This is a genomic window from Streptomyces sp. NPDC005533 (assembly GCF_042871845.1).
Classification (GTDB): domain Bacteria; phylum Actinomycetota; class Actinomycetes; order Streptomycetales; family Streptomycetaceae; genus Streptomyces.
On the sequence record NZ_JBIAJH010000050.1, the window covers coordinates 26,704 to 42,364 of the forward strand.

Sequence of the window (15,661 nt, forward strand, 5' to 3'; positions counted from 1 at the left end):
CATCCACTACGGAGGGAGATTCTGCCCTCATGCCCCGGCGAAGAGGGAAACCACGATCAGGATTCCCAGCGCGGACAGCGCGGGGACCTGGAGGCGCCGGATGCGGGCGGTGGCGACGAGCGCCGGTCCGATCGCGCAGATCAGCACGAACGGCCAGGTGAGCTGCAGGCTGGGGCTTCCGGGGGCGTACAGCCAGTCGCCCGAGCGCAGCAGGACGTACGCCATGAGCACGAGGCACACCGGGACGCTGACCTGCAGCGGGCGGACCTGGGAGATCCACAGACCCACGGGGACGATCACGAGGACGATCGCGACGGCCAGGCCGAGCGCGTACAGCGGGTAGTACGTGACGCAGACGCTCGGCGCGTCCTCGCACACGTTCGCGTCTTCACGGATGCCCCAATTCCATATACCGGCTACGGCCATTCCGGTCAGCGCCCCGGTGACCGCCGCACCGGCTGTGCGCGCGAGTTCCCGCATGGTCCGCCTTTCGATGGGAGGGTGCCCGAGGCCGCGTGCGGCCTCGGGCACCGGTGGAGCGGTGGAGCCGTCAGAACGTCACGGCTTCAGGGCGTCGTTGAGGACTCCGGCGTAGATTGCGGCGCCTGTGGTCTTGGGATGGAATCCCTGCGCCGAAACCGGATCACCCGGCTTGTCGCTCGGCGTCTTGTCGTTGACGATACCGTGGATGGTTTCCGGGGTCCCGCAGATTCCCTTTCCGTTGAAGGCGACTCGGGGATCCGCGAACACCGCCCGGACTCCGGCCGCGCGGGCGTCGGCCGCGGCGTTGCCCATCTCGGTCGCCATGGTGTTGGTGACGTTCCCGAAATCCGCGTACTCGGCGCTGTTGACGAAGGGGGCGCCGGCGCAGTTCACACCGTTGGAGAACAACATGGGATAACCCATGAGAACGATCTTCGCGTTGGGTGCCCGCAGTGCGATCTCCTTCAGGGTGGTCACGATGGACGGGCGGACCTTCGTCGCGAGGGTCTTCGGAACGGCCGTCCTCATCGCCTCGCTCTCCCCGTCGAGCGGATCGTCGAAGCAGTTGCTGGTCGGGAAGGTCCAGAGCATGCACTTCTGGATCACCCCGGCGTACCCCGCGTCGTTGCCGCCGATGGACAGCGTGACGAGCGTGGTGTTGCCGTCGAGGTATCCCTTGTCCAGTTGGGGCAGTTCCCCGTACGAGGACTCGCCCTTCTTCCCCCAGGCGTTCGTGGGGCCCTCACCGTTCGCGGACAGGATCTGGTGCGTCCTCGCACCGGAACAGGCGATGAACTGGAGGTCGATGCTGCCCGAGTCCCCCCAGTTGTCGGCCCGCGACCCGAAGGTCCGGCCGATGCCGGAGTCGTAGGGGGCGCCGGCCTGCCGGATCCAGGCGTTCTTCGAGCGGTGGCAGGCGTTGCGCGCCGAGCCCTGGTCGCCGCCGTAGTCGGTCTCCGGGTAGTAGTCGCCGCCGCCGGTGACCGAGGCTCCTTCTCCGGAGGAGTAGGAGTCGCCCATCGCCACGATCATGTGCTCGGGCTTGGCCGCCAGCGGCTGGATGGCCACGGCGTCCCAGGCGATGTCCTCGTCCCCGGTTCCGTCCTGGGCGATGGAGTCCAGCTTGACCTGCGGAACACCGTTGAACTGGAAGACGCCTATCGAGACCCACTTGTTGGATCTGATGCGCTGCGGGACGGCCCGGAACGAGGCGCCGCTCCCGGTGTAGACCTGGTATCTGGCCTGCCGGGTGTGGGCTCCGTGGTCCGGTATGTGCACCATGACGCGGGCCCATTGGTTCAGGCTCTTGTTCAGGGTCCAGCTGCCGGTGATCTTGAGCCGTTCGCCCTTCACGTCGGACGCGCGCGTGTGGCCGAAGTAGAAGTGGCCGCCGAAGCCGGCGCCCAGCTGGTGCAGGTCCACCTTGGAGGGGTACACCGTCTCACCGGAGGACTTGGAGAAGGTCATGCCGAAGCTGCCCTGGTTGGTCCAGGGCCTGCCGCAGTTGGGGCGTACGGACGGGGTGCCGTCGGGCACGTCGTCGATGATCAGCGCGTTCGAGGGCAGCCCCGAGGTCGAGCAGTTCGGGGCGTACGGGGTGCCGTCGGCCTCCTCCGGGTAGGTGGAGTTGAAGCGGATGAACTCGAACCCGCAGGAGGCGGAGCAGTCGTCCTTCCAGGTGGCCGGTCCGGACCACCAGCACTTGAAGTCCGTCCGCCCACAGGGGCCGGAGGTGGTGGTGTCGTTCGTGGCCGAGTCGCCGATCTTCGCCGGGTTGCAGTTGTTGGCCGCGGTGCAGAAGAGGTTCTCCGGCGGCTTCACGTGCGCGCGGTTGTACTTGGCGCTTCCCGGGGCGTCCACCGGGGCGGCGGTGCCGTTCCAGTAGGAGGCGATGAAGGCCGGCACCATCTTGCCCGGGGACTCCAGGAAGGACGGCGGGTGCGCGGCGAAGCCCAGTACCTTCTCCGGGTAGGGCCAGAGCTGCGGGCGGGCCGCGGCGCTGGCGTCCTCGTCACCGTTCCAGTTCTCCAGGAACGGCGGGCGGGCCGCGTCCCACTCGGGGTTGGCCGGGTTGTTGAACCAGCCCAGGCCCCAGGGTTCACCTGCGGCGCCCTGGGGATGGAAACCGGAGTTGTACGCCCACAGGGCGAAGTACCAGTTCTCCAGCTTCGCCGGGTTGGCGTTGTTGAGCTTCATCCCGGCGTTGTACGTCTCGTTCCACTTCTCGATCAGGATCTGCAGGCCGGCGGATATGTTCGCGGTGTAGTCGAGCGCCACCGCGCGCTGCGTCTGGTACGGCCAGGCGGCGCCGCCGTGGCCGTCCTCCCGGCCGGCCATCCGCATGTGGTCGGTGACCTGCGTGATGCCGTAACCGCAGTCGGCCTCGGCGAAGTTGACGTCCCAGTCGTTGGCGCTGGTGCCGTCGTAGTAGTCGATGCCGTAGTAGTTGCCGATCAGCGGGTTGCCGGTGACACCGGGGACGGTGCTGCGCGCCGCCTGCCACATGTTCGACTCTTGGGTGGTGATGCCCAGGAGCACCTGGGCGGGCACCCTGCCGCCCCCCGCGAGCGGCGGGTTGAGGAAGAGCGACTGCGGCATGTACGACGGCATGCCCAGGTTCTTCCAGTTCGCCGGGCGCTCGATGTGCGTGTTGAGGAATCCGGTGACGGCCTGGTCCGCGGCCCACTCGACCTGGCGCGGCTTGGGCTGCAGGGCCTGGTTGCGGGGGTCGTTGCGGGGGACGGAACAGGTCCGGTCCGACTCCACGATCTCGGTGGGCGAGCTCGCGGCGGCCGCGGCCGCTGCCGAGGCGGTGGCCTCGGCCGTCCCCTTGGCTGTCGCCTTGGCTGCCGACGGGGCCGCGGAACCGGCGCCCTCGGGGGACTTGCGGCCGGCGGCGGGAGCGGGGTCGCGGCCCTGCTTCCAGCTGTCGGGGATCACCGCGAGCGGATCGGCCGTGAAGCCGACCTTCTTCTTGGTATCGAGTACCGACAGCTCGATCTGCACGGGCCTGGCGTCGAGGGCCGACTCGGGCTGCAGGGCGGAGTCCTTGACGTCGGCCCATTCGGTGCGCTGGACCACCGACTTGCCGCCCGTCGAGACCAGGGCGTCCTTCGGGGAGCCCGGCAGGGCCTTCACCCGGGCGGGCAGCGACTTGGCCGTCTTGGCCTCGCCGGTGATGTAGACGTCGCCGCCGGCCCGGACGAGGCCGGTGGCGGTCAGCGGCCCCTCGCCCAGGGTGCTCGTCCTGCCGCCCGCCACGCGCCGCACCTGGGTGGTGCCCCGGTCGGCGGCCGACTTGCGCGGCTGCTGGTCGAGGAAGGTGATGCCGCCGTCGGCGTCGGGGCTCAGCCGGTAGGGCACGGAGGCGGTGCGGGCCAGGGTCCGGCTGCGGCCGTCGGCGTCGATCCTGACGATCTGCGCCCCGTTCGCCGCGACGACCGCCCCGTCCGCGGGCACGCCCGAGGTGACCTGACCGGTGACCTCGACCGGTGGGGCGAGTTTGGCGGTGACCGCGTCCACGGTCACCAGCCGGGTGCCGCTCTTGTCGTCGCCGCCGGACTGGGTGAACACGGCGCTCTCCCCCGTGCCGCAGCCCGGGTTGTAGTACGAGAGCGAGGCGCGCAGGTCCAGCTTGGTCACCTTGCCGGTGTCCAGCTCGACCACGGCCGTGAACGCGCCGCGCGCCATGAGCTGCGGCTTGTTGGTGAACGTACGCGGGGCGTACACGACGACGGCGCGCCGGCCGGAGCCGGTGACGCACGCGTTGCCGATCCAGGCGTCGGCGTCCAGACCGGGCTCGGCGAGGGAGGCGACGGTCTTCCACGCGTACCCGGCGTTCTCGTTCGCCGTGAGGATGTGGAACCCCTGGGCGTCCGACGTGGTCGTCCACGCCAGGTCACCCGAGTGCTGCCATCCCTTGCCCAGCACCTTCTCGCGGTCGGCCGGGGGAACGGACGACTTGTCGGTCTCGGCAGCGGGCGAGCCCGCGGCGGACGACGGCGCCGGCTCGGCCGCGACCGCGGGCAGCTGGAGCAGACCCGCTCCCAGCGAGGTCGCCACCATGCCGATGAATAACGCAGATATGCGTCTACTTCGTTTCACTGCATCTCCTGAACCAAATGCGACAGAACCTCGGACGGCGTCAACCGGCGCCGACCGCACGGACTTTACGTGTGCGGCATGTCGTCACGTCAAGGAATATTCGACGCAGTTATTCATCCGGTGAATTCCGGTTGTGAAGACGCTTGCACTTGTGGGGAACTCCCCTCCGTTCACCCGTCCGGAACGGAACCGCAAAAGGGAATTCACCCTCGAAATCGGAGGAGATTCAAACCGGCAGAAAAGGACCGGGCGGCGGACCGTCTCCCCGTACCGGGTTGGTCCGATCGGTCGGATCTGCCGGTGGGTCGCACCGGTCCGTTCCGGGCGGCGGCCGGACCGGCGCTAAGAAGGTCATCGCATGACGTGTTCGTCATCCGACCGTCCATGAGCATCGACCTCAGGAGCCGCACGATGCGCCCCATCAGAGCAGCCTCTCTCGGCACGGCCACGGCGCTGGTCGCCCTTCTCGCCTGCGCCCCGGTCGCGGCCGCCGCCGCGACCTCCCCGCACCCCGCCCACGACAAGGGCAAACACCGGGTCATCACACTCACCGGCGAGCTCAGGCAACAAACGGCCTTCCCCGTCAACACCAACGGCCCCGCGGCCCAGGGCGATCGGACCGTCTTCCGCTCGGAGCTCTTCGACCAGAACCACCGGAGCGTCGGCGAGACCAACGGCACCTGCACCACCACCCGGACCATCAACGGCGGCGCGGAGGTGTGCGTCGTGACCTACACCCTCCCGGGCGGCCAGTTGTCCGTGCAGGGGATGGTCTTCGGCAATCTCAACCCGGGGCGTCCCCCGTCGTTCGACAACGCGATCACCGGCGGCACCGGGGAATTCGACCGCGCTCGCGGCTCGGTCCACGCCGACACGATCGGTGTGGGCATGAGGCGCTTCACGATCGACCTCTACCTCTGACGGACCCCGCCCCCGCCCGGTGAGAAGGCCGGCCGTCCCTAGGGGAGGGCCGCTCCCACGGCAGCTCCCACGGCGGCTTCCGGGCGGGCCGCCGGGCGGGTCGGCGCAAGGTCCGCCGGGTGGCCCGCCGGGAGGGCGAAGGCCTCGGCCAGCAGTTCGTACGACCGCTGCCGGTCGGCCGGGTCGGACGTCAGGGTGTTCACGACCAGCTCGTCCACCCCGTGGGTGCCGGCGAGTGCCGTCAGTACGGAGTGCACCTGCTCGGGCGCCCCTGAGACGAGGGCGGTGCGGTGCACCTTGGCGCGCTCCAGCTCGGCGCCCGTCCACCGGTGGCGGCGCGTGGTCTCGTACGACGGCAGCGGGGCGTCCTGGCCGAGGTCCTTGCGGGCGCGCCACAGCAGCAGGCTCTGCGCCAGTTCCTCGGCGCGGCCGGCACTGTCCGCGGTCACCACGCGCACCGCGAGCGCACCGCCCGCCCGGCGGCCGGTGGCCGCCCGGAACTCGGCGCGGTAGTCCTCGAACGCCTCCCGGCCCCCGGTCGGGGAGAAGAAGTGCCCGAACGCGAACTCGGTCCCCAGCAGGCCGGCCAGCCGGGCCGACTCCCGTCCCGCGCCCAGCAGCCACATCTGCGGCGGGACCGGTGCGTGCGGTACGACTCCCCCCTCGCCCAGCAGCATCCGGAGCTCCGCCAGCCGCTGCGGGAAGTCCCGCGCGGGGCCGCCCGCCCGGCCGATGCCGAGGTCGACCCGCCCCGGGTGGAGGGAGGCCAGTACGCCGAAGACCTCGGCGACCTTCGCCGGTTCGTAGCGGGGCAGCAGCACGCCGCCCGTCCCGATCCGCATCCGCGAGGTGTGGGCGAGGACCGCCCCGGCGAGGATCTCGGGTGCGCTGCTCGCGAAGCCCGGGGAGCCGTGGTGCTCGGCGAGCCAGTACCGGGTGTAGCCGAGGTCCTCCGCGCCGCGGGCGAGGTCCACGGAGGCGCGCAGTGCCTGGTCCGGGGTGTGGTCCTCGCCGACCGGGGTCTGGTCCAGCACGGACAGTCGCAGGTTCGTCATGAGGGTTGGCCTTTCAGTGCCGGGGGGCGGGGACACCGGTGGCCCCCGCCATGGTCGCGGGCACGATCCTGAAGTCCCGTTCGAAGACCAGGTTGTGGAGGTCGGCGGCGGCGATGGCACGCAGCGTGGGCAGTTCGGCGGCGGCCTGCGCGTCGTCGAAGACGTTCAGCGGCCACTCGGAGACCGTCGCCCCGCGCAGGTGCGGGTGGTGGAAGGAGGCGCCGTAGTGCGCGTACAGGGTCACCGGCGGGATGTCGGCGGCGGACTGCTCGTCCCACCACAGGGTCCAGGCGTGGAAGAGGCTGCCGTCTTCGGCGCGTTGGACCCCGCTCGCGTCCACCACGCCTTGGCCGAGCAGCAGTTGGTCGTTGAGCTCGCCGAGTGCCTGGCGGGCGTACGGGTCCAGGAGGCGGGCGGCGGTGCGGAAGTGTTCCTCCTTGTCCGGGCGGGTCACGGCGCCGCCGTGGATGCCGTCGCGCAGGTCGGCGAAGTGCCGCAGCAGCGCGTCGAGGTGGGGCACGTCGGGGGTCATGTCAGCTCCTTGTGGGAGGGGAGGAAAGAGGACGAAGGAAGGGGTGCCTCAGGCGCGGGTGGCGTCCGGTGCGGGGAGCAGGTGCAGGGCCAGGCCCAGCCAGCCGCGCAGGGACACCGTCGGGTGCCCGCCGGTGGGGCGGCCGGGCTGGAGGAAGGCGCCGTGGCCCGTCTCCGGGAACTCCCGCAGGGCCACCTCCACTCCGGCCGCCCGCAGCAGGCGTCCGTAGTGGTGCACGTCGTCACCGACGGGGTCGAGCTCGCCGGTGGCCAGGACGGCGCTCGCGACGCCGCGCAGGTCGGACGCCTCGAAGGGGGTGCTGTAGAGGCGCGTGCCGTCCGCTGCCACGGGCCGGCCCGGCTGGCGGTAGTCCTGCCAGGCCGCCATCAGGTAGGAGGCCGTGGGGAACATGTCGGGGAAGCGGTGGTACGAGGCCGAGGTGCAGCCGGGGTCCAGCGGCGGGTACGCGAGGACCTGGGCGGCGAGGGGGAGGGCGCGGTCGCGGCAGGCGAGTGCGGCGCAGGCGGCCAGGGTGGCGCCCGCGCTGTCCCCGCCGACGGCGACGGGTGCTCTCGCCCCGGCCCGCTCCCGGACCCAGGCGAGGGCGGACAGGACGTCCTCGACCATGGCCGGGTGGCGCACCTCGGGGGCGAGCCGATAGTCGACGCTCACGACGGCGAATCCGGAGGACCGGGCCAGTTCGGCGGTCGGGCCGTGCCAGTCCTGGGCGGATCCGGCACGCCAGCTGCCGCCGTGGGCCCACACCAGCCAGCCCTGCGGCGCTGATGTCCCCGGCCGGTACACCCTGGCGGGGACCGGGCCGGACGGTGAGGGGATGCGGGCCTGCTCCCAGCGGACCGCGACACGGCTGTTTCCGGCGGCCGGGTGGGTGGGTGTTGCCATCGGGTTTCCTTCCCTCCGTGCCTGGGGCCAACGTTCGCCGCCGCGGCAGGGCTGTCACAAGGCGGAGTTGCCTTAGTTGCCGTTGCCGTTGCCGTTGTCGGGCTGCTTGGTGCGGAGGAAGAGGGCGGTGGCGAGGGTCCCGAGGACCACGATCGCGGTGTTCACGATCACCGCCGTGGTGATGCCCGCATGGATGTCGGTGTTGGCCGCGGCGATCGCCGACATGATCGGCGTACCCATCGTGATACCGATCTGCTGCGTCATCGTCGCCAGACCCGTCGCCATGCCCTGCTCGTGATCCGGCAGACCCGTCGTCGCCGTCACCATGAACCCGACGATCACCAGCATGTTCCCGACACCACCGGCGAACGTCGCCACCAGCAGCAGCCACATCGACGACGACGACTCACCCAACGCCACCAGACTCACCGTCGCGACCGCCTGGAGCACACCACCCACGATCAACGTCGACCGCGTACCGATCGCACCGATCACCCGGGGCGCGATCGAACCACCGATCACCGTCCCGACACCCAGCACACCGAACGACAGCCCCGCCGTCAGCGGCGAGAAGTCCAGCACTTCCTGGAGGTAGAGCGTCATCAGGAAGACCAGACTCGTCTCCGTCAAGAACGCGATCAGACCCGCGACATTGCCCCAGGCCACCGTCTTCTTCTTCAACACCGACACCGGCACCAACGGCGCCGCACTCCTCGACTCGATCGCATAGAACACCACCAGCAGCACCACACCCGCCGCCAGCCAGCCCAGAGCCGAACCCGAACCCCAACCGTGCTCACCCGCCTGCGTCAACCCGTAGATCAAAGCGAGCAGACCCAACGTCACCGCCGTCGCCCCCGGCAGATCCAACTTCGGACGCACCGACGGACGCGACTCCTTGATCACCGCAGGAGCGATGAACAACACCGCCAACGCCACCGGCACATTGATGAAGAACGCCCACCGCCACGACAGCAGATCCGTGAGCACACCACCCAGGATCGCGCCCGTCGTGAACCCCGCCGACATCAACGCACCGTTCAAACCCAGCGCCTTCTGCCGCAACGGGCCCTCAGGGAACGACGTCGTCAGCAGCGACAGTCCCGCCGGCGTCACCGCGGCCGTCGCCAGACCCTGGAACACCCGGGCGACCAGCAGCATCTCCGGACTGGTCGCCAGACCACCCGCCAGCGACGACAGACCCAGCACCGCCAAACCCACCAGGAACAGGCGACGACGCCCGAACAGGTCCGCCACCCGACCGAACAACAGCGTGAACCCCGCAGCACACAACGCGAACGACGTCGCGATCCACTGCAGGTTCGACAACGAGAAACCAAGCCCGTCACCGATCACCGGCAACGCCACGTTCAGAATCGAGAAGTCCACCGCCAGCATGAACTGCGCCACCAGCAGCACCACCAACACCAACCTCAGACGCCCGTCCAAACGGACCGGCCCCTCAGCACCACCCCCCGCACCCGCATCCACACGCGCACCCTCGACAACCGACATCGCCATACATCCTTTCCATCACAACGGAGGCCCTCGGCTCGGAGGGCCGGTACTGGCCGGGGAAGCCGGCTCAGGCAGGGGTTTGCGCCGAGGCCCGGCGCCGTAGTTCTTCGGACAGCTCCTGCCAGCCGCGCGCGCACTGGGCGGCCGCGGCGGCTGCGGTCTCGGCGCGGTACGGGGGTACCGCGGCGACGATCCGCTCCCACTGGCGCAAGCCGCTCACCTGGAGATCGAGCATGCGCAGCAGCAGCCTCCCCGCCTCGCTCAACCTGAGCAGGGGGTCCTTGCAGAGGCCGGTGACCAGCGAGGGCAGTGACTGCCCCCCGCCCCGGTCCGGCGGCCGGGTCGCATCCGGGGTGGTTCCCGAGCGCCGTTGGACGGCCGGCACGGGATCCGCTCCCTCACCGATCCGGCGCCTCACGTCCCGTACGGTCGAGGGCGCGATGCCCGCCTCCCGTGCGATCTGCCGCAGGGAGGCCGTGGGACGGCCGGCGAGCAGCCGGGCCGCGACCTCCCGGCCGCGGACCGGATCGGCCGGCCGCACGCGGCCGTCCTGGCCGATGCGGGCGGGCGGCGCGGGCGCGGGCGCTTCGCGGCGGCGCAGTGACCCGACGGTCTTGGCCGCCAGCCCGGTCCGCTGTGCGATGCCGCGATCGGACCAGTCGGGGTGGGTCCGCAGGATCCGTAACGCCGCGGCGGTCCGCTCCGCGTGCGTCAGCGGGAGCCCGTGACTGATGTTGGCCTCGACCGAAAGGACGAAGGCGTCTTCGGCGCTGCCGTCGAAGTACGTCACTCCCACCGTGTGCTGCCCGCGGAGCACGGCGGCCCGCAACCGGTGCGTCCCGTCGATGATCCGCATGGTCGGGCGGTGCACGAGCAGCGGCGGCAGCGCCCGCCCGGAGTGCGCGAGGTCCTGTGCGTGGCTCTCGTTCACGTGGACGGTGCGGGGGGAATCCGCCGCGAGCAGTGCGCCGACCGGCACCTCGAACGCGGCGTCGGCGGGGTCCGTCGCGTTCCTCGCGTGCCTGTCGTGCCGCTCGTGCCTCTCGTGCCGCGCGTGGGGCTTGCCCATGAAGTTCACCTCCTTTCGTGCACTCGATGCCTCGGGCGCCGTGCTGTGCGTCGGCCCCGGGAAGAAATTACGTAACTACCGTTCGGTAACCAATGCTGGAGCCGAACCCCGTTGAGATTTGGGCAAGTTGGCAAGGTGTCGGTCCGGCGGGGCGGGCGACCGCGGAGAATCCCCGGTCGCCCACCGGGCGGCGCTCACACCGCCGCGAGCTGCTCCGACGTCACGAACTCCCGCAGCCAGGACAGGAATTCGGGTCCCAGGTCCTCGCGCTCGCAGGCGAGCCGGACCGTCGCGCGCAGGTACTCGGCTCGGTCCCCCGTGTCGTAGCGCCGGCCGGAGAAGACGACCCCGTGCACGGGACGTCCGGCCCGCACCAGGGTCCGCAGGGCGTCCGTGAGCTGGATCTCACCGCCGCGTCCGGGGCTCGTACCCCGCAGGACCTCGAAGATCTCGGGGTCGAGGAGGTAGCGGCCGATGATGGCGAGGTTGCTGGGCGCGGTGCCCGGCTCCGGCTTCTCCACCAGCTCGGTGATGCGTACGCCGTCCTCGCCGGCCGACGGCTCCACCGCGGCGCAGCCGTACTGGTGGATCGCGTCCGGGGCCACCTCCATGAGGGCCACGACGCTGCCGCCGAGCCGGGCGCGCACCTCGGCCATCCGGGCCAGCAGCGGGTCGCGCGGATCGATCAGGTCGTCGGCCAGGAGCACGGCGAACGGCTCCCGACCGACATGCGGGGCGGCGCACAGAACGGCGTGTCCGAGCCCCTTGGGGTCGCGCTGGCGCACGTAGTGGATGTCGGCGAGCTCGGTGGAGGCGCAGACGCTGTTGAGTTTGTCCTGATCACCCCGGCGCTGGAGGGCCTCCTCCAGCTCGTAGTTGCGGTCGAAGTGGTCCTCGAGGGGCCGCTTGTTGCGTCCGGTGACCATGAGGATGTCGGACATCCCCGCCGCGACCGCCTCTTCCACCACGTACTGAATGGCGGGCTTGTCGACCACCGGGAGCATTTCCTTCGGGGTGGCCTTGGTCAGCGGCAGGAATCGCGTGCCGAGTCCTGCGGCGGGGATCACTGCCTTGGTTATCTGAGGGGGTGTGGAATTCATACCGCTGACGCTAGACCGCATCGCGGCGCATCAGCCCGAATTCCCATGCCTTTCCGCCTACTTGGGCATTTCGGTACCGGCCGGCCCCGCCGTAGGCCCCTGCGCAGGCCCTTCCCCAGGCGCCGCCGCGATGCTCCGCCGGACGAGCCACCACAGCTCCCCGAGCTCGCCGGTGGCCTCGCCGGCGCGCCCCGGCCGGCCGCGGCGGGCCCGGGCGAGGACACCCCCCACCAGATGCGCCGTCAGCACCGCGACCGGGCGCGGGTCGACCTCGGGGTCCAGCTGACCCTGGGCGGCGGCCTGCTCCAACAGCTCCCTGACCTCGGGGAGCCAGCAGCAGCACCACTCGGGTCCGGCGCCCGCGCGCTCCTGGGTCAGCCGCGCGGCGGCGCGTACGGCCACGTCCGTCTCGACGAGGCGACCCAGGGCGAGGACGAGCGCCGAGAGGGTGTCCAGCGCCGGGCCACCGCGGGCGGTCACACCCTCGACCACTCTTCGGGTGGCGCTCCGGCCGGCATTCTCGACCGCCGTCGCCAGCTCCCCCTTCGCCGAGAAATGAAAGGTGACCGCCCCGATCGACAGGTCGGCGGAGCGGCTCAGCCGGGAAAGGGACGTCCCGTCATATCCGTTGCGGTCGAATTCAGCGGCGGCCACCGAGATCAGATGATTACGGGTGCGCACGGCGCGCTCTTGCTTTACCACTGCACTATCACTGCCATCCAGGTCGTTCCTTGTTCGCCCGTGCATCCTCCGCGGAGACGGGCGACCTCCAGCGTCACCCCCGTGCCGACCGCGCACAACGCCGACTTGACGAAGAAGCGCCCCTGCCCGGCCCCTCCACGACCGCATCGCCGGCGGCGCCGACGGCCCCGGTCACCAACGTGCCGAAGTCGTGTGGAGGACGCCAGACGTTCGCTAGAAAAAAAACGAACGTTCTGTATTCTTGACTCATCGACGACGCACGCCGGCGTCCGCAGTGAAGGGGGAGACAGATGACGGCACAGACGAGGACCCGGGCCCTGGTTGCCGGTGACACGGCACTCGACGAGTTCACGGAACGCCTCTTCGGCCACTTACCGCGCGCCGACCAGCGCCGCTGGGCGCGGGTCTACCTGCAAGGACTGCTCACCACACCGGGGAAGAAATCCGTACGCCGGCTCGCCGCGTCCGTCACCGCGTCACCCACCGCCTCCCAGTCCCTTCAGCAGTTCATCAACGCGAGCCCGTGGGACTGGCAGCCGGCCCGCGCCGAACTGCTGCGCTGGGCGGAGGAACGGCACACGGTCCGCGCCTGGACGATCGGGCAGGTGTGCTTCCCCAAACGCGGCGAGCACTCGGTCGGCGTGCACCGCCGCTTCGATCCGGCCGCCGGACGCATGGTCAACTGCCAGTTCGGCTTCGGCCTGTTTCTGTCCCTGGACGGCGTGAGCGTGCCGGTCGACTGGCGGCTGGTGCTCCCCGAGGCCTGGACGGCGGACCCGGCCCTGCGCCGACGGGCGCGCATCTCCCCCGAGGTGGTGCACCAGAGCGCCGAAGCCCTCGTGGTCGAGCTCGCCGACGGGATCGCCGCCCGTACCTCCTCGGCGCGCGCCCCCGTGGTCGCCGACATCAGCCGCCTCGGCAGCGCGGCCGCGGTGATCGGCATGCTCGGCCGCCGCGGCCACGACTTCCTCGTGTCCGTCCCGCCGACCCTCGGCGTCCGCGCCGCCGGTTCGGTCCACGGCGGCGAGCCGGCCCGGCCGCCCGGGCGCGAGTCCACGGCGGGCGACCTGGCCCGCTTGGGGAACACCAGCCACCCGTACACCGCGCTGCTCACCAGACCCGACGCGCGCCCGCAGCGGCTGCGCATCCACTCGGCGCTGGTCCGCGTACCGGGCGGGGAGACGGGGGGCCCGGGGGCGCACCAGACCTACCGCTTGTTCGGCGAACGGCGTCCGGGGCCCGGGCAGCGGGGCGGGCCGGTCTGGCTGACCAACATGAGCCGCCACCGGATGGACGACCTGCTGCACCTGGCACGGCAGTCGGCCCGCTCGACCGTGACGCTCGGCGCGCTGGCGGACGAGTTCGGCCTGCTCGACTTCGAAGGGCGGTCGTTTCCCGGGTGGCACCACCACATGACGTTGATGTCCGCGGCGTACGCGTACAGGACCGCGCCGGTGCCGGCCGCGCTGCGCGAGCGGCGGGAGTTCGCGCGGGTCGGGGGACGACAGTCCGCGTGAGCCGGTGCGGCGCCGTGGCCGGCGGCCGGACATCGCGTGGGTGGCCACCACCTTCGCCCTCGGCCCGCCGGCCGTCAGGTACCGAACCCGCCCGTACCGGGGTCGGAAACAGGCACGGAGACTGCCCTCACGGCCGGTCGGGTCTGCCCTCGGATACCTGGCGCCCGCGGGGTCGCCCGGCGTATCCAGGACGAGGACGTACGCGAGGCGTACGCAGGACACAGGCATCACGTACGGCTCCGATCCCCCGACGAAGGAAGCGCCAGTGCAGGACCACGCGAAGGTCAGGTCGAACGCCACCGACGACGCACGGTCGAGGGTCCGCAGGCCGGTCACCGCACCACCCGCACAGGCCGCCGGGCTCCTCGGGCAACAGGCGACGGTGGGGAACGCGGTGGTCGTCCAGCGTCTGAAGCAGCAGCCGCACCGGCACGGTGCGGGGTGCGGCCACGAGGCGGAGGAGGCGCCCGTCCAGCGCTCGGCCGTCCACGACGTGGTGCGGGCCGGCGGCAGGCCGCTGGACGGCGGCACGCGCGCGGACATGGAGAGCCGGCTGGGCGCCGACTTCTCCGACGTCCGCATCCACGACGACAGCGCGGCGAAGGCGTCGGCGGCCGAGGTGGGCGCTCGGGCGTACACCAGTGGGAACCACGTGGTGATCGGGGAGGGCGGCGCCGACAAGCTCACGCTCGCCCACGAACTCACCCACGTGATCCAGCAGCGCCGGGGCCCCGTGGCGGGTACGGACAACGGAGCGGGCCTGCGGGTCTCCGACCCCTCCGACCGCTTCGAGCGGGAGGCGGAGAGCAACGCGCGCCGCGCCATGAGCGGGGCGGCGCCGAGGGCCGAGCAGCACGCACAGGAGGCGGCCCGGGCCGACCAGGGGGCGGCCCGGGAGTCGGTCCAGCGCTGGGCGGTACAGGCCGGCCCGAACCAGCAGAACATGACGGTCTCGGCGAACGGCGTCTTCGCCGTCCCGCGCAACAACGCCACCTCGATCTGGATCCGCGTCGGCGGGCCCGCGGGGTCCTACTCCCCGGCCCTGCGCCCGACGAGCACGGCGCAGCAGGCCCTCTTCGGCGGCCCGGATCTGTACCAGGAGCACGAGCTGGCGCGGAACATCCTGGACGACTGCCTCCACACGGCGGAGGAGATCATGCACAACGCCGTCGGAGAGCTGGCCGACGGCGCGAACAGCAACGTCCGTACGAGCGCCGGGCTCAAGGCCTTCGGCATGTCGGACGAGCAGAACCGCGACCGCGCAGGCGACTTCCAGGGGGCGACGGACCGCGACGCCAGCCCGGTGGTGGGGCAGTCCTACCTGATGCTCGCCATGGACCCCGGGGAGCAGATCATGTCGCAGTACCACGCCGCGGCGGTGGTGGGCATGGACGGCCAGGACACGGTGACGATGGAGGCCTTCGCCGGAAGCGGCCAGACGTCCGCGAACCCGATGACGTACACGATCGGCACGGTGGCCTCCTTCCACGACTACTGGACGGGCCGGTACTACACCCCGCACTACCCGGGGGTCACCATGAAGACGGTGGTCCTCGTCAAGCGGGGCAAGGGCCGCCGGGTGGCGGCGGGCTCAGAACAGCCGGCCAACCCGAACATCGCCTGACGCACGGGACGTCGCACATCCGCGCCTGACCGGTGCGTGTCAGGCGCGGATGAGGGTGAGGACCTCGTCGCGGACCTTCGCCAGGGTGACCTCGTCCCGCGCCTCGACGTTCAGGCGCAGCAGGGGTTCGGTG

The 15,661-nt window shown here is 71.1% G+C and carries 13 protein-coding genes; 3 read left to right on the forward strand and 10 right to left on the reverse strand.

The window, feature by feature from the left end; all coding sequences use genetic code 11:
* Nucleotides 1-27: 27 nt before the first annotated feature.
* Entirely contained in the window at nucleotides 28-480 is a 453-nt protein-coding gene (locus ACFYP3_RS32330; protein WP_388840416.1) for a hypothetical protein, read from the reverse strand.
* A gap of 78 nt (nucleotides 481-558) precedes the next feature.
* Nucleotides 559-4,548 carry an SGNH/GDSL hydrolase family protein gene (locus ACFYP3_RS32335; protein ID WP_388840419.1) on the reverse strand — a complete coding sequence of 1,330 codons (3,990 nt, stop codon included), beginning with the start codon at nucleotides 4,546-4,548 and terminating at the stop codon, nucleotides 559-561.
* 450 nt (nucleotides 4,549-4,998) lie between these two features.
* Here ACFYP3_RS32335 and ACFYP3_RS32340 point away from each other — a divergent pair, with 450 nt between their 5' ends.
* Nucleotides 4,999-5,508, forward strand: a complete 510-nt coding sequence (locus ACFYP3_RS32340) for a hypothetical protein (protein WP_388840421.1) — start codon at nucleotides 4,999-5,001, stop codon at nucleotides 5,506-5,508.
* Between the two features lie 38 nt (nucleotides 5,509-5,546).
* Here the strand turns inward: ACFYP3_RS32340 and ACFYP3_RS32345 are convergent, their stop codons facing one another.
* From ACFYP3_RS32345 to ACFYP3_RS32375, 7 genes are all read right to left on the reverse strand, one after another.
* Nucleotides 5,547-6,563 (reverse strand): LLM class flavin-dependent oxidoreductase, encoded by a 1,017-nt coding sequence (locus ACFYP3_RS32345; RefSeq protein WP_388840424.1) that lies wholly within the window; start codon nucleotides 6,561-6,563, stop codon nucleotides 5,547-5,549.
* Between the two features lie 13 nt (nucleotides 6,564-6,576).
* Nucleotides 6,577-7,095: a hypothetical protein gene (locus ACFYP3_RS32350; protein WP_388840427.1), complete on the reverse strand. Its 519-nt coding sequence runs from the start codon at nucleotides 7,093-7,095 to the stop codon at nucleotides 6,577-6,579.
* Nucleotides 7,096-7,143: 48 nt separating this feature from the next.
* Nucleotides 7,144-7,998, reverse strand: a complete 855-nt coding sequence (locus tag ACFYP3_RS32355; protein WP_388840430.1) for an alpha/beta hydrolase fold domain-containing protein — start codon at nucleotides 7,996-7,998, stop codon at nucleotides 7,144-7,146.
* 72 nt (nucleotides 7,999-8,070) lie between these two features.
* Nucleotides 8,071-9,513: an MFS transporter gene (locus ACFYP3_RS32360; RefSeq protein WP_388840433.1), complete on the reverse strand. Its 1,443-nt coding sequence runs from the start codon at nucleotides 9,511-9,513 to the stop codon at nucleotides 8,071-8,073.
* Nucleotides 9,514-9,583: 70 nt separating this feature from the next.
* Nucleotides 9,584-10,585 (reverse strand): ParB N-terminal domain-containing protein, encoded by a 1,002-nt coding sequence (locus ACFYP3_RS32365; RefSeq protein WP_388840436.1) that lies wholly within the window; start codon nucleotides 10,583-10,585, stop codon nucleotides 9,584-9,586.
* A gap of 194 nt (nucleotides 10,586-10,779) precedes the next feature.
* The gene (gene galU / locus ACFYP3_RS32370) at nucleotides 10,780-11,685 is read right to left on the reverse strand and encodes a UTP--glucose-1-phosphate uridylyltransferase GalU (protein ID WP_388840439.1); all 906 of its coding nucleotides are present in this window, start codon (nucleotides 11,683-11,685) and stop codon (nucleotides 10,780-10,782) included.
* Nucleotides 11,686-11,742: 57 nt separating this feature from the next.
* On the reverse strand, nucleotides 11,743-12,366 hold the full coding sequence (locus ACFYP3_RS32375; RefSeq protein ID WP_388840442.1) for a TetR family transcriptional regulator: 624 nt from the start codon (nucleotides 12,364-12,366) through the stop codon (nucleotides 11,743-11,745).
* A 311-nt stretch (nucleotides 12,367-12,677) separates the two neighbouring features.
* Between ACFYP3_RS32375 and ACFYP3_RS32380 the strand changes: the two genes are divergently transcribed.
* Both ACFYP3_RS32380 and ACFYP3_RS32385 read left to right on the forward strand, forming a co-directional pair.
* Entirely contained in the window at nucleotides 12,678-13,904 is a 1,227-nt protein-coding gene (locus tag ACFYP3_RS32380; RefSeq protein ID WP_388840445.1) for an IS701 family transposase, read from the forward strand.
* Between the two features lie 265 nt (nucleotides 13,905-14,169).
* Nucleotides 14,170-15,528, forward strand: a complete 1,359-nt coding sequence (locus tag ACFYP3_RS32385; protein WP_388840448.1) for a DUF4157 domain-containing protein — start codon at nucleotides 14,170-14,172, stop codon at nucleotides 15,526-15,528.
* Nucleotides 15,529-15,567: 39 nt separating this feature from the next.
* Here ACFYP3_RS32385 and ACFYP3_RS32390 read toward each other — a convergent pair.
* Nucleotides 15,568-15,661, reverse strand: a 94-nt coding sequence (locus ACFYP3_RS32390; protein ID WP_388840453.1) for a hypothetical protein, incomplete at its 5' end; no start/stop codon positions are given.